This is a genomic window from Micromonospora sp. HM134 (assembly GCF_007833915.1).
In the GTDB taxonomy this organism is placed as follows: Bacteria; Actinomycetota; Actinomycetes; order Mycobacteriales; family Micromonosporaceae; genus Micromonospora; species Micromonospora wenchangensis.
Map to the genome: position 1 here is coordinate 1,319,883 of NZ_CP041061.1, position 20,688 is coordinate 1,340,570.

Consider the following 20,688-nt stretch of genomic DNA (forward strand, 5'->3'; position numbering starts at 1 on the left):
CCGTCCGTGTCGTCTTTGTAAGCCACGCCAAGGAGTCGTCCGGTATGTCTCGCCCCCGCGCCGACGTTGCTATCTGCCGGACGGCGTGAGGGTGGCGATGCTGGGCGTCGGGTTGGAAAGCGTGCGGTGTAACGGGCGTTGCCCATGGTTGTTGGCTAGCGGTCCCATGGCTGCAACTCGGTGACGGCGCAACTGACCTGTCGATGCAGTTCAGCGTTGTATGGGTCGATGCGGGCGGCATCCTGCAGGAGCTGGAGGGCGCGATGTGGGTCGGGTTCTTTAGCGGCGAGTGCGGCGCACAGGTCGAGGACTCGGCGGCGGGTTGCTTCGCGGTGTGGGTCGAGCCAGGGCCAGGTGCGGGTGGTGGCGAGCTCGGCGGGGTAGGCGTCGAGGACGATCTGCCAGGCAGTGGTGGTGAGGGTGGCGGCAGCCTGGTGGATGGCGGCGTGGAGTTGCCACAGGTCGACGTCGACGTACGCGCGGTTGAGGCGGTAGCGGTCATCGGAGTGGTCGATGACGGGTAGGTCACTTTCGGTTCGGATGGTGCTGCGGAGGTCGCTGACGGCGGTGTAGAGGCGGCCGGTGAGGGAGTGGCGGGGCAGTCCTGGCCAGATGGCGTCGGTGAGTTGTGCGGTGTCGGCCCCGTCGGGGTGGATGGCCAGGTAGACGAGGACTTGGAGGCCGGCGCTGCGGCGGATGGTCAGGGGTTCGCCGTCGATGAGCAGTTGTGGGTCACCCAGGACGCGCAGATGAAGCGGCTGCCGGGGTGTGGTGGACAGGCGTGGAGGCTCCTGCCGGGCAATCTGTCGTGGCAGTGGCAGCTCTGGTGATCCCGCGTGGGGGAGTGGTGGGCGTCCACTGGCGGGGTGGGGCGGTGCCGGGTCGGGGCTGGCGATGACGGTAAGGAGGTCGGTGGTTGCCGTCTGGTCCAGGACGCACAGCCGTGGGTTCGGCATGTCGGGGTGGTGTGGGTCGCGTAGGTGACCGGTGGAGTCGGCGTGCCAGTTTGGCCCGTCCGGTTGTTCTCCCAGTATGACGACGAGAGCAGCGGCGGCGGTGCCTGTCTCGGCGAGTTGTTTCAACTGCTGCTCGTTGCCGTCGTGGTGGTTCAGCAGCACGATCTTCCGATGGTCGTGTCCACTCGACGTCTCACCCTGACGCTGACCAGGAATGGCTTCACCAGTGACGGGGCTGACGGGTCGGAGTAGCTGTGCTGCTTCGTCAACGGTGTCGACGATCGTCAGCGGTAGGCGTCGCCCGAGCGTCTCCGCAGCCGGTCCGAGAAGGAGGGCCATCGTTGCCTGGGTGACGATCAATGACGCTGTTCTGTGTCGTTGTCCGGCCAGGATGGCAGTGACCAGCAGTCCTCGCCCGACGGGTAGCGCGCCCGGTCCAGTAAGGCCTACGCCGCCGGCCGGCAGGGCTTCGAGGGGGGCCGCGATTCCGTCTGATGGCGGTACTGAGGGAGCATCAGCGAGGGCGGCTTGGACGGCGGTGACGGCGGGCGGTAGTGGGGTGAGGTCGGTGTCGTCGGGGTGGGTGGGGTGGGGTTGGTAGTCGCGGCGGCGGCGTAGCCAGACCAGTGCTGCGGCGGCGGTGACCTGTTCGGCGACGTCCCGGGGCAGCCAGCCACCGGCAACCGTGACTCCGTCCTCGCGTACGGCCTGGTCGTGATGGTCGTCCGGGGCGGTGTCGTTGTGGAATGTGGCGGTGCCTGTTGCTGCAGGCTGTGGCGGTTGCGCCGGGGTGGTGGTGACGGTGTTGGTGGTGACGCCGAGGACGGCTGCGCCGGCCATTCCACTGGCCGTTGCCTGTAGGGGCGTAGGAAGGGGTATCCGCCGTAGCCATGCCGTGGTGGCGCGGAGGCGGATGATGATCCGGACGGCGACGGTGTAGGCGACGAGCAGCCAGATCAGCCACGCGCCGATGGCGAGTCCGGCGGTGAGCGTTTCCTCGGTCAACGGCTGCTGCAACCAGGCCCGCAACTGCTCCGAGGTGGGCCAGCCGCGAAGGGGCGGGCCGATCACGGTCAGGAGCACCGCTGGTGGGCCGACCAGGAAAGCCAGGACGAACAGCAGCGACATCAACTGTCGTGGCCAGCGCATGTCACCCGCCTCGACCCGGTGGGCTGAGGGTGGTGGGGCTGGTGGTGGGGTGGATGAGGCAGGTCCATACTCGTGCTGCCCACCAGACGGTGATGGCTATGGCGTAGCTGACGCCGAGGATGCCGGTGGATTGTCCGGTGACGATCGCGGCGCTGATCACCGCTACTGGGGCGGCGAGGACGATGCGGAACATCAGAGGTGTCACGAGGGCCATGACGGTGCCGATGCCGAGGAGGAGTCCGCCGATGCGGGCGGTGAGGTCGAGCCATACCACCAGGTGGGGCCATCGGTCGGCGGTGCGTGCGTACTGGATGAGTCCCATGCCCACGGCGGCGGTGACGACCGAGCCGGTGGGTGTGGCCAGGAGCGCGGACCAGCCGCCGGAGGGTGTACGCCATTGTCGGGCGGCGATCGTCGCCATGACCACTGCGAGGACGGCGGTGGGGGCGATTGGCCAGAGTGCCCAGGTGAGGAACCCGCGTAGGGGTAGGCCGAAGTATTGGCTGATGACGATGGCGTAGAGGGCGGCGATGGCGACGCCGAGGGAGACTCCGGCGAGGATGCCGATGCTGACTTTTCCGCCTTCGGTGCGTAGTTCGGGGGTGGGGCTGCGGGCGGCGATCAACGAGCCGAGGATGGTGCCCGCTGCGATGCAGGCCACCAGGGCGAACACCGCTGCCATCGTCAACTCGCCGAGGTTGAACAGGACGTAGTAGTACGCGCTGAGGGTGTTGTTGCGTTCGGCGGTCAGCAGGGCCTGCCACAGCAGTGCCAGGGAGGCGAGGCCGGGCACCGCGATGGCGACGGCCCGCCGGATCGGCGGCACCGTCACCTCCACCGCATTCACCCCCGCTGCGGTAGCGCCCGCCTCGGCGGCGCCCCGTGCCGCGACGAGTTGAGGCTCCGCCGCCAGCACCGGAGTGATCCCCGTGTGCTCGGTGATGGCGGTGTCCAGGCGTGGGAGGTGGGCGCTGCCGCCGACGCAGTAGATTCCCGCGAGGTCGCCGGGGGTCAGTTCGGCGGCGGCGATGCACTGCTGGGTCAACTCCGCGACCTGCCGTACGACCGGTTGGGCGGCGGCGTCGAGCATGGTGCGGTCCGCGATGACCGGGTGGTGGCCGGCGACCGGCACCGTGACCGCCGGATGTGAACCTAGGGTTTCCTTGGCGACCCGGACGCTTTCCGCCATCACCCACTGGCCCATCCCGCGGGCAGGCACCTCCCGGCCATTGAGCACAGCAGCGGTCAACGCCAGGTCGACGGCAGCGCCACCGGCCGCAGGGTCGGCGTGCGTGGCGAGGACCTCGAACCCTGCCGGGCCTCGGCGCAGCACCGTCACCTCGGCCCCCGCGCCGACATCACACACGACAACGAACGACCCGACCGTCAGCCGTACACCGGTGGCCACCAAGTGCTCCGCGGCGGCCACCGGAGCCTCCACCAGGCGCGGCTGTCCGAGACCTGCCCGGTGCGCGACCTGCCGCATCCAGGTACGGCGACGCGGTCCCCACCCGGCCGGCACCACCAACCGCACATCCGGCACCGGCTCACCGATAACACCTTCGGCCTCCGTAGCAGCCCGCCGTAGCGGTGCCGCTGCCAGCTCCACCGCCTCTGCCTCAGGGCCGTCGACGACCGATTCGCCATCGCCGGTACGGCGGGGATTCGGTACGAACCGGTGCGGCTGCGCCTCGGCGGCCTGCCACGCCTGCCGGCCCGTCCACACCTGCCCACCCTCGGCCAGGAACAGGCCGCTGGGCAGGTAGGGCAGACCATCGAACGGCAACACAGACGCACCACCGTCAGCCCACGCCAACACGGCCACGGTGCTCGCGCTACCGCAGTCGATCGACAGCCGTGTTCCCCCCGCCCCCACGCAGGTAGTCAAACATGAATACTCATTCAAGTCACCTCCTGATCACTCAGGAGAATCGAAGCAGTCCAGGCCAGGGGCACCTCCTAGCGAGCGTGATGCTTTCGGCGGGCACCCGCTGCTTCTCCTGGTTGGGGCATACGGTTGGCGAGTTGCGGTAGCGGGTTGAGCCGGTGACACCCGTTGCCTGCGGCCGAGCATTCCGGACGAACGGTGCATAGCGGCGCTCGGGCTGGGGAGAGCTGCTGCCGATGAGGCTGACGCCCCCGGTCGCCCAGTGCCCCTCATAACCGGACCCGCTCCGGTGCCAACGGGCCATCGGGCGGAACTCCCGCCGGATCGGGAACGTGCCCGTTGATCACACCGTCCCGATCGAGCACCAGTAAGAACTCGGCCCGTTCGGGGAGGGCTCCGGTAACCAGCTCGACCATGACGAGCCGCCGCTAACCACAGGGGCATCAGGGGCATGCTCCAAGTTCGGCTATTGGTCGCGGAGGCTCGGTGGAACACGGCCATCACGAGGGCCGATCACGGCCTGCGTCCTGGATTTGGGGGTTCGCTGCTGCCAGCCCGCCCCGGCGAGGGTGTTGCCGGGGCGGGCCGGGCCGCAGGCGTTTACGCCGTGCTGGTCCAGCGCAGCGATCGGGTGGTTGCCGAGGGGGTGGTGTCGGCGGGGGTGGTGCGCGGCGGGACCTTGCCGGTGGCGATCACTCGGTGGATCCAGCCCGCGTAGTAGGGCAGGGAGGTGTAGACGGTTGCGCCGGTTCCGCAGATGGGTTCGGTCTCGCGGCTTGCGCCGCCGATGACGGCCCACGTGCGTGGGGTGAGCCGTTGGAGGGCGGGGCTGCCGCTGTCGCCGTAGCAGGCACCGTCGGTGCCGTTCACGTTCGCGATGCAGATCTCACCGGCGGTGATGCCCGCTGCCGCGCACGCCGCCTTGCCCGTGACGGTGGTGTCCAGCTCCTGGAGGGTGACCGGGAGCGGTCCCTCGCCCGATGCCTTGGTCGATCCCCAGCCGAGGATGCGGGTGACCGCCCCTCGCCCGGTGACGCGAGGGGCGATGGTGAAGGGCTTGAGGTTGACCCGGTTGTCCAGGCGGAGCACGGCCACGTCTGCGACCCGGTCGGTGCCGGTGCCCCAGTCCCACTCGGCGTGTGGGAGGACCCGCTCGATGCCAACGACCACGCCGCCGCTGGTCCGATCGGCTGAGCCGATCCGGACCTGCAACAGCGTTGGGTCGACGGCTCCGGAGTCGGGTTCGGTCACACAGTGTGCGTTGGTGACGACGTGACGGCGGTCGACGAGGGTCGCACCGCACAGATGCCCGAACACTCCGTTGCGGTTGTACTGCAACGTCGCCATGCCGGGGTAGTCCTCGGTGGCGTCGTGTCCACCGACGACGGACGGCGTGACCGCCGAGGGCGCGGGCTGCTGATCGAGCGGTGCTGCCGAGGCCGGCACGGCGCTGGCCAGCAGGCCGAGCATGGCCGTGCCGGTGGCGATCGGCCGGTACAGGGTGATCTTCATGGGTTCCTTTCTCGTCCCCTCCGGCACCGTGCCGGAGGGATCGCCGCGACGAACGCGGCGGGACTGAGGGGTACCGGGGCGCGCATCACCGCGAGGTGGTGTCGACGGCTTCCCGGTGCCGGGTTCAACGCTGTGTTGTGGGTGACCCGTCGGCCGGTGCGGTGCGGCTGCGTTCGAGGTAGAGCCGGTAGTCGAACAGGCCGGGCCGGGGGCATGGCTTGCCTCGGGCCGGGCAGGCGTTGAAGGTTTCCTGGAAGGCGAGGAGTTCCCCGCTCGTCGGGTGGATGATCAGGCGCTTGGTGGATCCGTCTCGGTTGAGGCTCACGGCGATCCCGGTGCGACCGGCGATGTCGGCGGCGGTGGTGTCGATCGTGATGCCGGACAGGTCGGCCAGGATCAGCAGGATGGCTTGGCGCTGTCGGTGGCCGAGATAGTGCTCGTTGTTCAGACTCACCACGCCGGCGATGACCGAGCCGGGGCCGTTCTCGGGCGGGGATATGGTGCCGAGTTGCTGTTCGAGACCAGCGCGGTCGCCGGGAATCGGCTCGGAGCCGGGGCGCACGAGGCCGCCGCGTGCGTACGTCTCGTCGGACACCACGGGAGCCGCCGCGAGGGCATTCCGGTCGCTGCCGTCCGGTAGCCGGGTGAGGTTGCCTCGGTCGGGCAACCGGCGCTCGATGACCCGACCGGACCCGTCCGGCTGGCTCCAGCGACGGATGTCCCACCGGCTGACGACCGTCGTCGCTCGGGACCACGACTGGACATGCAGGTAGGTGTGCGGGCCGGCCTCGGCGTCGGCCGCGACGGGTGTGATCGCGTCGGCCAGGAGGCGCAGCCGATCCTGCGCCGTCCGCGGCTCGTTCGTCGGCGTCGAAGAGGCAGACGGCTGCACGGCCACGTCGGCGGATGGCGTGGAAGTGCGGACGGGGGCGCAGGTGGTGGGCACGGTGACGGCGAGAACGAGAGCGAAGACCAGGGCGCGGGTGGGCCGCTGCCACCCGGCGACGGTTCGGACCTTGGTCATGGTTTGGGCCTCCTGTCGCGGAGGTCGTAGGGAACGGCCGGTTCAGGTGATGCGGGCCCGGTGCTCTCCGTGGTGGCGGCCGGGTTGCCGCTACGGGTGAGCGGCCAGAGCCGGGGTCCGCTGGGCAGGTGTAGGGGCAGGCCGGCGCGGTAGCCGTGGCCGCTCAGGAAGTCCCGGGCCTCCTCCGTCGTCACCACGGTGTCGTAGGGGTCGCCGAGCTGGTCGACACGGTGGTGGTGCCGGTCGAGCAGACGCCCGCCGATGCCCTGTCCCCGTCGGGTGGGGGTGACGTGGAGCCAGGACAGCCAGTGGTGTGGCGCGTCGGATCGGTAGCTGCCGAGGAGTGCGTGGAGCTGCCGGAAGCGGGGTAGCGCGCGGCCGGCGAAGACGCCCAGGTGGTGTTCGGTGAGGACGGCGGTGTCGGGGAGGGGGTGGCGGTGCCATACCGCGACTGCGGTCAGGTCGAGGGGGACGTCGACGTTGCCCCATTCGACGGCGTGGTCGATTTCCATGGCCAGCAGGCCGTGGAAGACCGTCTGCCGTTCGGCAGGGTCGGGCACCAGCCATTCGGCGACGGGGTTGTCGGTGACGGCGTCGACGAGCAGGGCGGTGATGGTGGGTACGTCGCCGGGTTGCGCGGGTCGGATCTGGGCCATCGGGTTCACCGGGTCGGCCGTCGGGGCTGCGGGGCGGGTGGGAACGGTGACCGGCCGGTGGGGGTTTGTCGGCCGCGCCACATGCGCCAGATCGGTAGGCCGTCGGTGGGCAGGATCAGTGGTGGGCCGGCGGTGTAGCCGAGCCGGTGGTAGAGCTGCCGGTTGCGGGTGTTGCTGGCCTCCAGGTACGCCGGTAGGCCCAGCTTGTCGAGGTGCCGGTGGTGCTCGTGGAGCAGGGCCGCGCCGATGCCCCGGTTCTGTTGCTCCGGGTCGACCGCGAGGTAGGCGAGGTAGTGGTGTGGCTCGTCGGGGTGGAAGGCGTCGAACATGGCCTCCATCAGGGTGAACTTCGGCGCGTAGGGGCCGGTGGCGTGTTCCAGCGCCTCCTGGCGTTCCCGGGTGTGGCCCTGGGGTGGGTCGAGCCGGGGGTACCAGATCGCCACGGCGGACAGGTCGGCGGTGGTGTCGACGTGGCCGTGCGCCAGGCCGTGCTGGAACGCGTCTCTGAAGTAGCGGTAGAAGACCACGCGCCGGTCGGCGGGGTCGGGGATCAGCCAGTCGGCGACGGGTCCGTCGTGGAACGCCTCGGCGAGGACGGCGATCAGCGGCCCCGCGTTCTCGGGTGTCGCTCGACGTACGGCGACGGTGTGGGTGTCGGGCATGGTGTCTCCCTCTTGGGGTCAGGCCGGTTGGCGGATCGGGTCGTTGCGCAGGGGCAGGGTGTGGCTGTCCGCGCCCAAGCCGATGGCGGCGTAGACGGGCGGGTTCGTGGTGCGCAGGGTCAGCGCCCAGACCGCGCCGAGCAGCGCGGCGGCGGCGTAGGCCGCGGGGAAGAGCCAGCGCAGCGGGGAGTGCGGGTCGACGCCGAGGAGGGTGTCGAACTCGCGGATGGTGACGGTGAGGATCGCGGTGAGCGCCAGCGTGGCGGTCAGCGGCGCGACCGTGCCCCGCCACCGGCCCTCGTGGTGGGTGGTTCGGGCGAAGTAGCCGACGACGGCGGCGGAGGTGACGGTCATCAGGATCAGGACGCCGAGCCCGCCGGTGACGGTGACCCAGAAGAACAGGTGCACGATCGGGTCGGCGTCGGCTGCCGCGTAGCCGACGAGGACGGCGAGCGCGAGGCCGCTCTGGGTCATCGAGCCGACCTTCGGCGCGCCGGTGCGCCGGCTGGTGCGGCCGAAGGCGGCGGGGACGACTCGTTCCCGGCCGAGGGCGAACAGGTACCGGGCCACGGTGTGGTGGAAGCTGAGCAGCGCGGCGAACAGGCTGGTGATGAAGAGGACCCGGCCGATGGTCACGACGCTCGCGCCGAGGTGCGGGGAGACCAGGTGGAAGATGAGGTCCGTGCCGTCGGTGCGGGCGGCGTCGACGATCCGGTCGGGGCCGGTGGCGACGGACATCGCCCACGCGGACAGGCCGTAGAGCAGGCCGGTGACCGCGACGGCGAGGTAGGTGGCGCGGGCGACGGTGCGGCGCGGGTCCTTCGTCTCCTCGGAGAACATCACCGTCCCCTCGAAGCCCACGAACCCGGTGATCGCGGTGACCAGCGCCGCGCCGATCCCGGCGGCGAGGACGTGCGTCGGGGCGAGGGTGTCGACGGTGACGGTCCCGCCGGCGGGGTGGGTGACCATGACGGCGTCAAAGACGACCACCACCGCGCACTCGGCGATCAGCATGACGGCCAGGACCGCACCGTTGAGGTCGATGCGCAGCACCCCGAGGACCGCCACCGCCGCCCAGGCGGCCAGGGCACACAGCCACCAGGTGACGCCCCACCCGTACCGGTCGTGGAGGAACTGGGCCAGGACCGCGCCGAAGCCGCCGTACAAGCCGATCTGCATGGCGTTGTACGCCAGCAGCGCGACGGCTGCGGCGGCGACGCCGGCCGGGCGGCCGAGTCCCCGGGTGACGTAGGTGTAGAACGCTCCGGCGTTGACGATGTGTCGGGACATCGCCACGTAGCCGACCGCGAAGAGCGCGAGCACGGCGGCGACCACGAGGTACGCCACCGGGATGCCGGCGACGCCGGTGACGGCGTACCCGGTGGTCGCGCCTCCGGCGACGACGGTCAGCGGCGCGGCGGCGGCGATCACGAAGAACACGACGGAGGGGATGCCGAGCCGACCGCGCGCCAGGGTCGCGGAGATGGTGTCGGGTGAGGTGGGGGACATGGGCCCTCTTCCATACGGGTGGGTTGGGGGATAGGCGGGGAGGCCGGGGCGGGCTCGGCGGTGAGGTGGGGCGGGAACACGGCGGCCAGGACGCGAGTCACGAAGGCGTAGGCGAACCCGGCGCGGGTGGACGGAGAACGGGAGCGGGCATGGCGGGACTCCCGGGGCGATGAGGAACAGGCGACGGGATGGCGGGCGGGGGTTCGGCCGGTGGGCTAGGGTCCGCCGCCGGTGAGGACCGTCGCGTCGATGAACAGCCCGAGAAGCGGCCGGAGCAGGCGAACCAGCGTGGCCGTGGAGTCCGCCACGAACGGCCTGGTGAGGAGGGCGACGCACGCGGCGAGGTCCGCGGCGACGGCGGCTGCTACCAGCACACCGACGATGACGCCCACCTGTCCCGGCGGCCGGCGGTCTCGACCGGTGGAGGCCCGAGGTGGGCGTGGTTCTCCGTTGGTCATGGAACGTCTCTTGAGATCGATGAGGTGCTGCCGGCTATCGGCGGCAGGCGATGGTTCGAGCACACTCAGGAGGTGCGGTGGCTGAGCACGGCTGCGCCGACGGCGGCGCCGAGTTCGCCGAGCAGTTCCGGCCAGGGTGGCCAGAGTTGCCTGACCAGGCGGGCCAGGTAGTCACGGGCGAGCCAGGAGGCTCCGTCGAGTAGCGCCGTGTCCAGTTGGGTGCGCAGGACCAGGCCGGCGAGGAGGACGTCGTGCTCGAAGAGGTCGCGGCGGTTGCGGAGCTGTTGGGACAGGCGGGCCCAAGGCCAGGCGGCGGTGTTGATGTCCGTCGGCACGTAGACGGTGCGCCGTCGCCACCTCGGGCCGGTCGTCTGCTCCCGGAGCAGACCAGCCTGGGCCATACGCTGGGCGACCTGTTCCTCGGCGGTGGTGGCGAGGTACGACAGCCACTGCCGGACGGGGGTGTTCTGCGGCTCGGTGAGCATTCGGTCGAGGATCTTGTGTTGCAGCCAGTCCGCCGGGGTGGGGCCGTCGCGCCAGACGTGGACCGCACCCTGGGAGAAGCTGATTCGGCCGGCGTAGTGCAACTCCATGAGCAGTCCGGCTGCCAGCCCGAGGGAGATCGCGGCGGGGAACAGGCGGGGCTGCCCGGTCTGGTCGTGGTGGGCGAGGAAGTAGAAGTCGTTGGCGATTAGTGGCGGCTGACGGTGTGCGGTGGCGACCGCGCGGGCCGGCCGATGGGCGGGTGCGTGGTGGGCGGGCCGAGTGTGCTCGTCGCCGTCGGCGGGGGAGATGGTCACCGCTGCTGGCCTTCCTGGGTCGGATCGTCGGAGGGGTCGAGGAGGCCGTGACGTTGGAGGAGGCCACGGCCGATCGGGTGGTCGCGCAGCTCCGCGACGGCCCAGCGGTACTGCGCGCACCCGTCGTCGCGGCACTCGAAGCAGGTGCGGCCGAGGTGGCCCAGGACCGTCCTTCGGGCCGAGTCGTACCGGGCGCCGGGGTGGTCGCTCTCGTGGGAGCCGGTCATCGTGTGGGGCCGTAACGACGCAGCGCGGTGATGCGGACCCGCAGTTCCAGGCAGGGCGGGTGCTGCTCCACGTGCGGGTACTCGCACTGTGGACGGTGGCCGAGGACCCACATCCACTCGTCACTGAGATGGGCGAGGTCGGTGCGTAGCCGTACCAGGACGACATCGACGTGGACTCCGGGTGTGAGGCCGCGACCGAAGGACCAGTCGTCGCCGTCGAGTTGCAGCAGGGTGCCGGGGTCGACCCGGGGCGGGGGATGGTTGCTGCCGGTCATGCGCGTGGCCACCAACGCCAGCGGCGTCGCTTCGGGCGGTTGGGAGTCTGCGTCCGGAGGCTGAGGCCGGCCCAGAATCGGCGGTTGTCGCGCGCCACGTCCTGGGCCGTGGCCTCGTCGGATCCGCTCCAACCGCCCCGGTGACCGTAGAGCGTGGCCGCGCCCTCCCGATCGATACCGAACGGCCGGTACGGCTGCCCGTCCCGAGGAACGAACCACTTGATACGGGTCAATGCCATCACCTCCCTGGGTGTGAAACGGATGGCTGGGCCTGCCCGGCAGCCGGCCGTGCCCTCGATTCGTGGGGCACAGGGACCGCCCCGCATGGGCGGACACGCGCTCCTGCACCCGGCTCCTGCCGCTGTGGCGAGGTTGTTCTGCGGCACCGGCTTGCTGGTTGTCATCGTGTGATGCAACTAGGCAAAATGCAAGGCGTCATAGTGAAAGAAATCATGAGAGGGGTTGCATGTTGAAGCTGATCGCAGGATGTTAGTCCTGGTCAGGGCGGCAAAAGCCGCCCTGTGATCTAGTGGCCGCTCGTTTGTATGCTGCTATTTGGCAAATCGGTGATAGGAGGCTCCGTGCCCGACACGGACGGATCAGCCCTGTTGAGACGGAGGATCGGCCGCAAGCTGACGGCGCTCCGCAAGGAGGCCGGGCTGAGCCAGGAGAAGGCGGCTGCACTTCTCCAGCGCAGCCCTGCGACGATCCATCGCATTGAGGCCGGCGACCACCGCGTCAAGTTCCGCGACATCGAAGTCAAGGCCATGTGCGAGCTGTACGAGGCCAGCGCGGACGACCGTGCCGACCTGCTCGCGCTCGCCGCCGAGACCCGCAGCAGCGGGGCGAGCGCTTGGTGGCACGACTACACCAATACCAGCCTGCCGAGCTGGTTCGGCCTGTTCGTTCGTTTGGAAGCCAGTGCCGAACGGAGTCGAGAGTACGAACCCGAGTCGATGCCTGGTCTTCTTCAGATTCGTGAGTACGCCCGCGAGGTGACTGGCGTGCCGCGCGGGCTTATCAATGAGGCGGAGGTTGACCGACAGGTCAACTTCCGGATGGAGCGGCAGCGGCTGCTCGTCGCCCCACGGCCTCCCTACCTCGAATTTATTCTGAGTGAGGCTGTGCTACGCCGCGCGGTTGGTGGCCGGGAGGTCATGACTGCCCAGCTTCAGCACCTGCTGGACGTGACCCGTTCACCGAGCGTCGCGGTGCGGGTTCTTCCGTTCGACGCCGGCGTGCATGGTGGCATGACCTCAGCGTTCACGATCCTGGAGTTCCCGCCTGTTACACCGGGGAGCACTGAGCCGCTGGAGCCGCCGTTGGTGTACGTCGACAGCCTCACCGGTGCGTTGTACCTCGACAAGCCGACCGAGGTCGCGGCGTATGAGCTGGCCTGGAACGATCTGGCCTCGCGCGCACTCGACGAGGAAACGTCGAGGAAGTTGGTTACCGAAGTAATGGAGGCATTCGATCGTGGTTGATCTGACGTCCGCCTGCTGGCGCAAGAGCACCCGCAGCGGTAACCAGGGCCAGTGCATCGAGGTGGCCGACAACTTGCCGAGTGTGGTGGCCGTGCGGGACAGCAAGGACCCGAACGGGCCGGTCCTGGCGTTCGCGCCTGCGTCGTGGCAGGCGTTCACCGCAGGCCTGGGCAGCAGCCGGTAGCGGGAGGAGGTCTTCTCCTCTCCAGGGCCGTTGGTCGATCTGGAGAGGCACGCCCTGAATCGAGCGGTGTCGACAGAGGGATGAGGGAGCGCAGAAGGGATGAACGAGTGGCTGACTCAGCTGGCACCATCTGGCGCAAGAGCACCCGGAGCGGCAATGGAGGAAACTGCGTCGAGGTGGCGACGAACCTGCTTGCCCGCCAGGGTGCGGTCTTCGTCCGGGACAGCAAGGACCCGCTGGGTGGCCAGATTGCGGTGACGGCGCGGAGTTGGACAGCCTTCACTTATGCCCTGCGGGAGGGCGCGCTGACCCCGTAACCGGGGCGCGCCGTTCTACCGGAAGCGGCCGGTCGACACCGGGTGCTTCCGGTAGCGGCGTGGCCGCGAGAGCGTTGTCGGTGCCGCACCCCAGCGGCAGACTCCAGACCGGGGAGCCTGAGCTGCGGGTCACGCCCATATCGTGATCAGTCCGGCGGGCTTTCACGACGTGCGTCTGCCCATCCTGTGTCCATCACATTCCCTTTCGGTGGATCGCTGACCGACCGGCACCGACCGCAATGGTGGTGCAGGTCTACGGCTGGTTGTTCGATGACCACGGGCGGGTGCTCGTGCAGGACACGCCGGACGGCCACAACCTTCCCGGCAGAAGCCCCGAGCTGGTCGACGCCGACCCGGCCGCAAAAACCTGTATCGGGAAGCTGCGGAGGAGCCCCAGGTACGCGGTGATCCTCGGCTACGAGCTGGCCGGATTGAGCAGGGCCTACGACGTCCGTTCGGCCACCGGAATCTCTGCGCGAGTTTGCATGCCGTCGCTAATCCTTGCGACCCGTAGTCAAAGACCGGCCGTTGCCGGCAGTTGGCCGAGGATCGGCACCGCGCGGAATGCCTCCGCGTGTGCGGAGTTGATCCGGCGGCCGTGTAGCCTTCCGAGGGCCTCGGCCATCGGGCCGAAGTGATCGATGATCGGTTGGGATGTGTGCGCTCGAAGGGCACTGATCTTGGCGGGCCAGTGGGCGCTGACGTCGATGATGGTTGGAAGGCGGAGGGGGTGCCCTTCCTGGTCGAGGTTGTTGTAGCCGTCACTGTGGTAGGCCCGTTTCGGGTGGCCGGTGGCGATGACGACGTCGGGTAGGGCGCTGAGGACTACCTCGGCGCATTGTCGGTGTTCGGGATGGATGTCGCTGGCCGGGTGAGTGATCAGCACATCGGGGCGGACTTCCCTGAGCATGGTGGCGACGATCGAGACGGAGAGTTGCTCCATCAGGTAGAGGCCAGCCCCGAGGATGCTTGCGCCAGCTGCGGCCTCGGCGTCGCGGACCGCATCGCGGTGAGGGACCGCGATGATGGCCGTGCCTCCGTCGTGGACGTGGCGGGCGATGGTGCCTCCTGCCCAGAGTTCGGCGTCGTCCGGGTGCGCCATGACGGTGAGTAGGACGGAGGCGGGCGTCACCACAGGCCGAGTTCCTCGACGACGGCGGCCGGTGCGGGCAGGAGCTGATTCGGCTTTCCGGTCGGGGTGACGGGGACGTCCAGTTCGTGGTTGAGGCGGATCATGTCGCGCCACTTGCGAGCGATATCGAGCTGTTCGCGTACGAGGCGGCCACGGCCGGTGTCTAGCCGGCCGGTGCCTGGCAGGTCGTCAAGGGTGATGCCATCGGCGAGGAGGGTGGCGGCGGTAGTGGCGCCGATCCCGTGGACGCCCGGAATGTTGTCGGCGGGGTCGCCGGTGAGCGCGCGGAAGTCGGCCCACTGGGCGGGTGTGACCTGGTGGCGGGCGAAGACTTCGGCTGGGCCGATGTAGCGCTTGCCGGGGTGCATCTTGGTGTTGAGGACGCGGACGCGGTCGGTGACGAGTTGGTAGTAGTCGCGGTCGCGGGACATGATCACGATCTGGCGCGGTGGCGGGGTGGTGTGGACGAGCGTGGCGATGACATCGTCTGCTTCGGCGTGGTCGAGTTCGGTCCAGACGATGCCGTGCTGGTCGAGGCCACGCTTGACATCGGGCAGGAATTGGATCGGGGCCAGGGACGCCTCATCGGTGGGCCGTTGGGCCTTGTAGGTGGGGTCGATTTCCTTGCGGTCGCTGCTGCCGTACTGGCCGTCGAAGACGACGATGACCTCGGGCTGCTCGGTGAGGTCTTCACGGATGGCAACGCGGAGCAGGGCGAAGAACGCGAATACGCCAGTGAGCAGGCGGGTCTTGTCGCGGGAGCGGATCTCGGCGGGGAAGCCGAAGGTGGCACCCCAGAGCAGGTTGTGTCCGTCGATGAGCAGGAGTGGACAGGGTTCGGGGGCAGATGGCAGGACGGAGCCGCCCATCAGCTCACCACCTTCAAGAGTTGGTTAGCGACAAGGGCGGGCCAATAGTCCCGCGAGCGGTAGTACGCGGCCCGTGATGCTGCGGCGTAGCCTACCGGGTCGGCCAGCAGGTGCTGGGCGGCACGCCACAGGTTCTCTGGGCGGGGCTGGTACGGCACGATGACGCCGCCGTCGCCGATCAGGCTGGGCAGGTTCCCGACGTCGTAGGCGACGACCGGGGTGCCCGCAGCCATGGCTTCCAGTGCGACGAGGCCGAAGGTTTCGGCGTGGGACGGCACGATCACAACGCTGGCGTCGCCGAGCCAGGTCGACACCTCGTGCCAGGCGAGGCCGTGCCGGAGAGCCATGCCGGGTGTCTCGGCGGCCAAGGCCCGGCACCTGAGGTGTACCTGTTCCTGGCTGCCGGCGGCCAACTCGAACGGTGCGTCGGCGAGCGCGACCTCGATGGGCCGGTCGAATCCGGTGCTCGAGTCGAGCAGTTCGGCGACGCCCTTCTCCGGCCCGAGCCGGGCAAGGACGCGAATGGGGCCGCGGGCCCAGAGCTTGTAGCGGTCGTCAGGGGACCTTGGTCCGGGCAGGGTGAGCAGGGTGTTCGGCACCACGCTCCACCGGCTGCTGTCGTAGCCGCGGGCCGCCGCTTCGCTCCGCACCGTGACCGAGGGCGCGATGACGGCGTCAGGCTTGCGGGACAGCGCCGCTTGCAGGTCTGCGTCGTGGCCGACTACGTGTGCGGCGAGGACGTTGCGGATGCCCGGGTAGGTCGGCATGATCCGGCCGAGGCCCCACAGGGCGTCGACGTAGACGACCGAGTGCACCTGGCGCTGCCGGAACAGCCGCCCAAGCTCCTCGCCGATCGTGTCGGCGGAGGCGTCGGTCGCCGCGCGCAGGGTGGCGTCGTCGCAGGGAAACCGCACGTCGAGGCTGCGCAGTCGCTCGATGGGCACGTTGTGGTAGATCGATGGCGCGGCCGGGTCGGCGGTGACGATGACGGCTCCGGCTTGGATGGCCTGGAGGCCGGCGGCGTGCGCGATGACCGCGCGCTCCATCCCGGCCGGCACATCGGGTCGCCAGGAGACGAGGACGAACGCGATGGTCATGCGGTCTCGACCTGGCTCGGGGCCGGCAGGTCCTCGATCGTCGCGGCGGCGGGTGGCCGTTCCCAGGGAAACAAGACCCAGTCGTCGACGGTCCAGACCCACAGGTCCGGATTGAGGGCGCTCCCGGCGTTGCGGCACAACGCCACGGTGCGCAGGGCGACGTCCGGGCCGAGGTATGCAGTGAGCGCGGGCAGGATGGCGGCGAAGGTGGCGCCCGTACCGCAGATGTCGTCAACGACCAGGACTGTGCCGGTGAGGTCGTGCGCGGCCAGTCGTCTGGTGAGAGGGCCGAGGTCGTAGGTGACGATGCCGGTCGCTTCGGTGTAGGTGGCGTCGGTGGGGTTGTGCTTGGCATTGACCTGGTGGGTCGGCAGGCGGAGGAAGTCGCTGATGGCTCGTGCCGGGGCGAGGCCGCCGTTGGCGATACCGATGGTGGCGGTGATCGGCCGGTACCGCTGCCGGGCAGCGTCGGCGAGCACCTCGATCGCCCGGTCGTAGGCGTCGGCCGGGATGCGGAGGAGCCGTCGGTGGCGGAACTGGCGTGGCTGGACAGGTGGCCGGTGCGCGGGTTGGGGGGTCACGGGGTGCCGTCCGGGGTGGTGAGGGCGAGGTCGGCGGTGCTGCGCAGAGGGCGTAGGCCGCCGATGTTCGTGGCGGTGCTGTCGTTACGCCAGACTCGGCCATCAGCACGGATGACGGTGAAGTTGCCGGCGAGATCGCGGGTACGCAGTCGCATGTTGATCCCCTCGGGAACGTTCAGCGCGCTGAACAGCGTCAGGGCCTCGTTATCGCTGAGCAGTTCGTCGGGCAGAGCGGAACCAGCGCCGATGGGCAGCATCTGCAGGGCACTGAAACCGCAGGCCCCGAGTCCGGCGGCGAGGTTCACCATCTCTTGCAGATAGCCGGTGGTGCGGCGCATGAGCACGGTCTGGATCTGTACGGGGATGCGCAGAGCGACTGCGGTCTGGATGCCTTCGACGGCTTTGGCGAAGCTGAGCGGTCCTCGGATGGCGTCGTGGCGGTCCGCATCGGGGCCGTCGAGGCTGACCCGGATGGCGTCCGTGTGCTCGGCCAACTCGGCGGCGCGGCGGGCCAGGTGCCAGCCGTTGGTGGTGATGGACGCGGCGCTGCGGTCCCTGCTTCGAATGATGTCCAGCAGCTTGGGCAGGTCTCGCAGTAGCAGCGGCTCACCGCCGGAGATATCGACGCCGAGGACGTCGGTATTGGCAAGGACGTGGGCAATCCGGTGCCGTTCAGTGGTGTCCGCCTCTTCCACCGTGGTGTCGTCGAGGCACTGCGGGCAGTGCAGGTTGCACCGAACGATCGGCGACCAGCAGATGCTGTCTGGGGTTGACCGGTTGAGGTCGTCGAGGGCAACGGGTGGCCAGCCGGTCACCGTGGCCTGGGCCAGGGTGATCCGGCCGTTGCCGATGGGGGTGGGTGCGCGGTGTGTCATTCCGGATGCGGGGTCGTGGATGAGGTCGCCGTCAGCGGCGAAGGTTCGCATCATCGCAGGGGCTCTGCCTTCTGCAGGAGAGTTTCGGCGCGCTCGGCCAAGTCCGCGGCGCGGGCGGTGGGTGCGGGCTGCTCGCAGAGCTGCCGGTAGAGGGCGATCCGGGGTGCGACACCAGCGAGCTTGGCTTTCCACACGGCGGCGGGATCGGGTGGGTCGATGTGCCAGCCTCGGGCTTGCCGCAGCGGGATGACGAGGCAGCCGTGGCTGATGAGCGCAGCGCCGAGGTGGGTGTCTTCGGCACCCCAGCCATCTGCCCCGAACCCGTCGGCGAAGCCGCCGACCTCCAGCACCGCGCGCCGAGGTGCGGCGACGAGGGAGGTGACGACCATGCGGGGCAGGTCCCAGTCGTAGTACGTGCGACCGTGACCGAGGTCAAGGAACTCCCGGGTGTCCTCAAGCGGCCGGCCGACGAACACCTTCGGGTAGACCTGGCCGGTGTAGAACATCGGCACACCTGCCGGTGGGGTCCATCGCACCCGGTGATCCGCATCCAGGTCGGGCTCACCGGGCGGCACGAGCGGGTAGCCGTTGGCGTCGGGCCGGTACGGGATGTTGTGCCGGAAGCCGACGAGGACGGTGTCCTGCCGGGCGCGGGCAGCGATGTCGGCCAGGACGTGATCCCGCACGACCACGTCGGCGTCGAGGAACACGATCGTGTCGCCGGTGGCGAGGTGCACGCCGACGTTCCGGGCCGCTCCCGCCCCAGCGCGGGCGTGCAGGCGGACGGCCCGGTCAATGCGCGGATGCGCGGCGAACAGCTCGGTGGTGGCGTCGGTGGACGCGTCGTCGACCACGATCACCTCGACGGACGCCGCAGTGCGCTGCTCGGCAAGCGCGTCGAGAACCGGCCGCAGACTGTAGGCGGTGTTGCAGGCGGGGATGACCACGCTGATCCGGGCTCCGTCGCCGAGTTGCGGCGGGGTCGGGGCATGCCAGCCCAGGCCGGTGCGGTCGGTGAAGGCCGTGGTGACGTGGCGGTGGTCGTTGCCGGTGGCGGCGATCGCCTCGTTGAGGGTGGCAGGCACGCTCACCACCCCCACGCGTCCAGGATCGCGGCGGCCTCTGGCCAACCGCCCGCATGGTCGGCGATCCAGTGAATACACGGCCGCCGGCTGTCGGAGAGGAGATCGGCGAGCAGCACCAGGTAGAGCGGTTCGGCGACCACGAGGATGTCGTCGGGGGTGTGGTCGCTGAACAGGTCGGGTTGCAACTGTGCCCAGACGCGCGGGCGCAGCTCGGCGGCGCGGGCCGGGTCGAGAGGGCGGTCGTAGGTGTGCAGACGGGTGTCGGCGGTGACGAGGCCGTGCGCGGCGGACAGGAAGCGGACCCGGCTGCGCTGGTGCGGCAGGTGACCGACCCGGGAGCGCAGGTCTGGGACACAGCCACCGTCGTAGAGGTCGAGGGCAGGCAGCGGCGTGGTCGTTGGCGTCTTCTCCGCAGAGCAGCCGACGATGACCAGCTCCGCCGGATGGGTGCGGGCCGTATCGGCGGTATGGGTGAGGGCGTCGACGGGATGGGCCAGTCGCAGGTGTCGGAGATTCACGGGATGCGCACCGGCCTCACGGAGATGCCAGGGCTGCGGCGTTCGACGGGCGCTGCGTTGAGGAAGGTGGTGTGGGCATACAGCGGCGGCGAGGCGTACGAACCACCCCGGATGATCTTTCCCTGGCCCATGGCGGTGCTGCTGGTCCATTCCCAGACGTTGCCCGCCAGCCCCAGCACGCCCTGGGGCGTGGCACCCGCCGGGTGCCGTCGGACCGGCTGGGGAGCACATGGTGACTGTCCGGCACCCGTGAGCAGGGCATAGTCAGGGTTCCACGGTTCGTCGCCCCACGGGCACAGGCGGCGACTCGATCCGGCGGCGATCCACTCCCACTCCAGCGACGTGGGCAGGCGCCCGCCAGCCTCGGTGGCGAGCCGGACGGCATCGTCGTAGCTGATGCCGGTGACCGGCAGGTCGGTGTCGCCGAGGCCGCACTGCGTGACGGTGAGCGGCGTCTCCGCGACGAGGAGCGCCGGCACGGGGCGGGGTTTACGGGCGTCGCCGTAGAGGCAGGTACCGGCAGGGACGTGTACCCAGCGCACGGCGCCGACGACTGCGGGCAGTCCGGTCGGTGTGATGATCATCGGTGAGTTCCCTTCATCCGTCGATGAGGAACAGGTCTTCGGTGTTCGCCTGGTGCGGCGGCCGGACGCGGCTCTTGCGCGGGTGCGGCTGCAACTGCACCGTGGCGAGGGCGGCGCTGAGGGCGTCGAACGCGACGATCGCGCCGGGCTCGTCCACCGCGAAGATCAGGTAGTTGTCGGCGAAGCGCACGGCCGGCCAGTCGGTGAGCAGTGCGTCAACCTGGGATAGGCGCAGGTGAAACAGCACCGGCCACAGGCCGCTGCCCGGGACGAGCGGCGCCGGCAACGCCTCGACGGCGCGGCGGAACAGACGCAGGAACGAGCCGTCGGCCACGTGGACGGCGAGCCAGTCCACGAACTGTTCGGTGCTGCCGCCCGTCGAGGCGCCGGCCACGTCGACATCGGCGACCCACTGCCGTCCCGCCGCCAGATACTGCTCGGCTTGGCGCAGGGCGGTGATCCGGTTGCGGCGCGGCCGGTACGCCGATACCCAGTCCGCCAAGACGTAGTGCTCGAGGATCGGCTCCACCGCGCGGCGCATTGCCCGGTGCACGATGCGGTCCTCGACCGTCGGGATAACCGCGGGGAACACCTTGCCCGTGTAGGACGTGATCTCCACATGCCGTAACGGGCCCGGCTCCCACGTCCCCGTCCGCAGCCGGCCGGACAGGTCACCGAGACGCGCTCGCAGACCACTGCGGTAGCCGGCCCAGGTAAGCCCGTCAGCACCCGGTGCGGCAGCGCGACGCATGCACAGCCGCGCCGCCGCCACCAGATGCGGCAGGTCTACCAGGAAGGGCATGAGTGAGTGCGCTGGGGCCTGCACAGGTGAGGCGGGTTGGGCTA

23 protein-coding genes are annotated in these 20,688 nt (G+C 69.7%); 3 read left to right on the plus strand and 20 right to left on the minus strand.

The window, feature by feature from the left end:
* Nucleotides 1-155: 155 nt before the first annotated feature.
* The 11 genes from FJK98_RS06235 to FJK98_RS06280 all read right to left on the minus strand — a co-directional run bounded on the left by FJK98_RS06235 (nt 156) and on the right by FJK98_RS06280 (nt 11,116).
* Nucleotides 156-2,084 (minus strand): hypothetical protein, encoded by a 1,929-nt coding sequence (locus tag FJK98_RS06235; RefSeq protein WP_145918174.1) that lies wholly within the window; start codon nt 2,082-2,084, stop codon nt 156-158.
* A gap of 22 nt (nt 2,085-2,106) precedes the next feature.
* Nucleotides 2,107-3,894 carry an Hsp70 family protein gene (locus FJK98_RS06240; protein ID WP_240762636.1) on the minus strand — a complete coding sequence of 596 codons (1,788 nt, stop codon included), beginning with the start codon at nt 3,892-3,894 and terminating at the stop codon, nt 2,107-2,109.
* 699 nt (nt 3,895-4,593) lie between these two features.
* Nucleotides 4,594-5,463: a trypsin-like serine protease gene (locus FJK98_RS06245; RefSeq protein WP_168222389.1), complete on the minus strand. Its 870-nt coding sequence runs from the start codon at nt 5,461-5,463 to the stop codon at nt 4,594-4,596.
* Nucleotides 5,464-5,629: 166 nt separating this feature from the next.
* Complete coding sequence (locus tag FJK98_RS06250; protein ID WP_145918177.1) at nt 5,630-6,403, minus strand: hypothetical protein; 774 nt, start codon at nt 6,401-6,403, stop codon at nt 5,630-5,632.
* A gap of 122 nt (nt 6,404-6,525) precedes the next feature.
* Nucleotides 6,526-7,185 (minus strand): GNAT family N-acetyltransferase, encoded by a 660-nt coding sequence (locus tag FJK98_RS06255; protein ID WP_145918178.1) that lies wholly within the window; start codon nt 7,183-7,185, stop codon nt 6,526-6,528.
* A 5-nt stretch (nt 7,186-7,190) separates the two neighbouring features.
* Entirely contained in the window at nt 7,191-7,847 is a 657-nt protein-coding gene (locus FJK98_RS06260) for an N-acetyltransferase (RefSeq protein ID WP_145918179.1), read from the minus strand.
* A gap of 18 nt (nt 7,848-7,865) precedes the next feature.
* Entirely contained in the window at nt 7,866-9,356 is a 1,491-nt protein-coding gene (locus tag FJK98_RS06265; protein WP_145918180.1) for an APC family permease, read from the minus strand.
* Nucleotides 9,357-9,571: 215 nt separating this feature from the next.
* A complete protein-coding gene (locus FJK98_RS33090) occupies nt 9,572-9,748 on the minus strand; it encodes a hypothetical protein (RefSeq protein WP_168222390.1) in 177 nt (58 codons plus the stop codon).
* 131 nt (nt 9,749-9,879) lie between these two features.
* Nucleotides 9,880-10,614, minus strand: coding sequence for a GPP34 family phosphoprotein (locus FJK98_RS06270; protein ID WP_145918181.1), 735 nt, complete (start codon nt 10,612-10,614; stop codon nt 9,880-9,882).
* Nucleotides 10,611-10,841 (minus strand): hypothetical protein, encoded by a 231-nt coding sequence (locus FJK98_RS06275; protein WP_145918182.1) that lies wholly within the window; start codon nt 10,839-10,841, stop codon nt 10,611-10,613. The genes FJK98_RS06270 and FJK98_RS06275 overlap by 4 nt, the downstream gene beginning before the upstream one ends.
* Nucleotides 10,838-11,116 carry a hypothetical protein gene (locus tag FJK98_RS06280; protein WP_145922604.1) on the minus strand — a complete coding sequence of 93 codons (279 nt, stop codon included), beginning with the start codon at nt 11,114-11,116 and terminating at the stop codon, nt 10,838-10,840. The genes FJK98_RS06275 and FJK98_RS06280 overlap by 4 nt, the downstream gene beginning before the upstream one ends.
* 581 nt (nt 11,117-11,697) lie before the next feature.
* Between FJK98_RS06280 and FJK98_RS06285 the strand changes: the two genes are divergently transcribed.
* The 3 genes from FJK98_RS06285 to FJK98_RS06295 all read left to right on the plus strand — a co-directional run bounded on the left by FJK98_RS06285 (nt 11,698) and on the right by FJK98_RS06295 (nt 13,101).
* Nucleotides 11,698-12,600, plus strand: coding sequence for a helix-turn-helix transcriptional regulator (locus tag FJK98_RS06285; RefSeq protein WP_240762638.1), 903 nt, complete (start codon nt 11,698-11,700; stop codon nt 12,598-12,600).
* Nucleotides 12,593-12,784, plus strand: a complete 192-nt coding sequence (locus FJK98_RS06290) for a DUF397 domain-containing protein (protein WP_145918184.1) — start codon at nt 12,593-12,595, stop codon at nt 12,782-12,784. The genes FJK98_RS06285 and FJK98_RS06290 overlap by 8 nt, the downstream gene beginning before the upstream one ends.
* A gap of 107 nt (nt 12,785-12,891) precedes the next feature.
* Nucleotides 12,892-13,101: a DUF397 domain-containing protein gene (locus FJK98_RS06295; protein ID WP_240762640.1), complete on the plus strand. Its 210-nt coding sequence runs from the start codon at nt 12,892-12,894 to the stop codon at nt 13,099-13,101.
* A gap of 514 nt (nt 13,102-13,615) precedes the next feature.
* Here FJK98_RS06295 and FJK98_RS06300 read toward each other — a convergent pair.
* The 9 genes from FJK98_RS06300 to FJK98_RS06340 are packed head-to-tail and all read right to left on the minus strand — an operon-like array spanning nt 13,616 to nt 20,644.
* A complete protein-coding gene (locus FJK98_RS06300; protein ID WP_145918186.1) occupies nt 13,616-14,203 on the minus strand; it encodes a PIG-L deacetylase family protein in 588 nt (195 codons plus the stop codon).
* Between the two features lie 26 nt (nt 14,204-14,229).
* Complete coding sequence (locus FJK98_RS06305) at nt 14,230-15,102, minus strand: 5'-3' exonuclease H3TH domain-containing protein (protein WP_145918187.1); 873 nt, start codon at nt 15,100-15,102, stop codon at nt 14,230-14,232.
* Entirely contained in the window at nt 15,102-16,199 is a 1,098-nt protein-coding gene (locus FJK98_RS06310; protein WP_145918188.1) for a glycosyltransferase family 4 protein, read from the minus strand. The genes FJK98_RS06305 and FJK98_RS06310 overlap by 1 nt, the downstream gene beginning before the upstream one ends.
* Nucleotides 16,196-16,780 (minus strand): phosphoribosyltransferase, encoded by a 585-nt coding sequence (locus tag FJK98_RS06315; protein WP_145918189.1) that lies wholly within the window; start codon nt 16,778-16,780, stop codon nt 16,196-16,198. Before FJK98_RS06315 ends, FJK98_RS06310 begins: the two co-directional genes overlap by 4 nt.
* Complete coding sequence (locus FJK98_RS06320; RefSeq protein WP_145918190.1) at nt 16,777-17,709, minus strand: radical SAM protein; 933 nt, start codon at nt 17,707-17,709, stop codon at nt 16,777-16,779. Before FJK98_RS06320 ends, FJK98_RS06315 begins: the two co-directional genes overlap by 4 nt.
* Nucleotides 17,706-18,740 (minus strand): glycosyltransferase family 2 protein, encoded by a 1,035-nt coding sequence (locus tag FJK98_RS06325; RefSeq protein ID WP_240762642.1) that lies wholly within the window; start codon nt 18,738-18,740, stop codon nt 17,706-17,708. Before FJK98_RS06325 ends, FJK98_RS06320 begins: the two co-directional genes overlap by 4 nt.
* Before the next feature lie 2 nt (nt 18,741-18,742).
* Complete coding sequence (locus FJK98_RS06330) at nt 18,743-19,258, minus strand: DUF6884 domain-containing protein (protein WP_240762644.1); 516 nt, start codon at nt 19,256-19,258, stop codon at nt 18,743-18,745.
* Complete coding sequence (locus tag FJK98_RS06335) at nt 19,255-19,842, minus strand: SUMF1/EgtB/PvdO family nonheme iron enzyme (protein ID WP_145918192.1); 588 nt, start codon at nt 19,840-19,842, stop codon at nt 19,255-19,257. The genes FJK98_RS06330 and FJK98_RS06335 overlap by 4 nt, the downstream gene beginning before the upstream one ends.
* Nucleotides 19,843-19,855: 13 nt before the next feature.
* Nucleotides 19,856-20,644 (minus strand): RNA-directed DNA polymerase (Reverse transcriptase), encoded by a 789-nt coding sequence (locus FJK98_RS06340; RefSeq protein WP_145918193.1) that lies wholly within the window; start codon nt 20,642-20,644, stop codon nt 19,856-19,858.
* Nucleotides 20,645-20,688 lie beyond the last annotated feature (44 nt).

What these genes read in the sequence shown, in the direction of transcription:
- FJK98_RS06235 (WP_145918174.1), bottom strand. Translation starts at nt 2,084, where the DNA reads ATGTCGCTGCTGTTCGTCCTGGCTTTCCTGGTCGGCCCACCAGCGGTG.
- FJK98_RS06245 (WP_168222389.1), bottom strand. Translation starts at nt 5,463, where the DNA reads ATGCTCGGCCTGCTGGCCAGCGCCGTGCCGGCCTCGGCAGCACCGCTC.
- FJK98_RS06255 (WP_145918178.1), bottom strand. Translation starts at nt 7,185, where the DNA reads ATGGCCCAGATCCGACCCGCGCAACCCGGCGACGTACCCACCATCACC.
- FJK98_RS06260 (WP_145918179.1), bottom strand. Translation starts at nt 7,847, where the DNA reads ATGCCCGACACCCACACCGTCGCCGTACGTCGAGCGACACCCGAGAAC.
- FJK98_RS06265 (WP_145918180.1), bottom strand. Translation starts at nt 9,356, where the DNA reads ATGTCCCCCACCTCACCCGACACCATCTCCGCGACCCTGGCGCGCGGT.
- FJK98_RS06275 (WP_145918182.1), bottom strand. Translation starts at nt 10,841, where the DNA reads ATGACCGGCTCCCACGAGAGCGACCACCCCGGCGCCCGGTACGACTCG.
- FJK98_RS06280 (WP_145922604.1), bottom strand. Translation starts at nt 11,116, where the DNA reads ATGACCGGCAGCAACCATCCCCCGCCCCGGGTCGACCCCGGCACCCTG.
- FJK98_RS06300 (WP_145918186.1), bottom strand. Translation starts at nt 14,203, where the DNA reads ATGGCGCACCCGGACGACGCCGAACTCTGGGCAGGAGGCACCATCGCC.
- FJK98_RS06305 (WP_145918187.1), bottom strand. Translation starts at nt 15,102, where the DNA reads ATGGGCGGCTCCGTCCTGCCATCTGCCCCCGAACCCTGTCCACTCCTG.
- FJK98_RS06310 (WP_145918188.1), bottom strand. Translation starts at nt 16,199, where the DNA reads ATGACCATCGCGTTCGTCCTCGTCTCCTGGCGACCCGATGTGCCGGCC.
- FJK98_RS06320 (WP_145918190.1), bottom strand. Translation starts at nt 17,709, where the DNA reads ATGATGCGAACCTTCGCCGCTGACGGCGACCTCATCCACGACCCCGCA.
- FJK98_RS06335 (WP_145918192.1), bottom strand. Translation starts at nt 19,842, where the DNA reads ATGATCATCACACCGACCGGACTGCCCGCAGTCGTCGGCGCCGTGCGC.
- FJK98_RS06340 (WP_145918193.1), bottom strand. Translation starts at nt 20,644, where the DNA reads ATGCCCTTCCTGGTAGACCTGCCGCATCTGGTGGCGGCGGCGCGGCTG.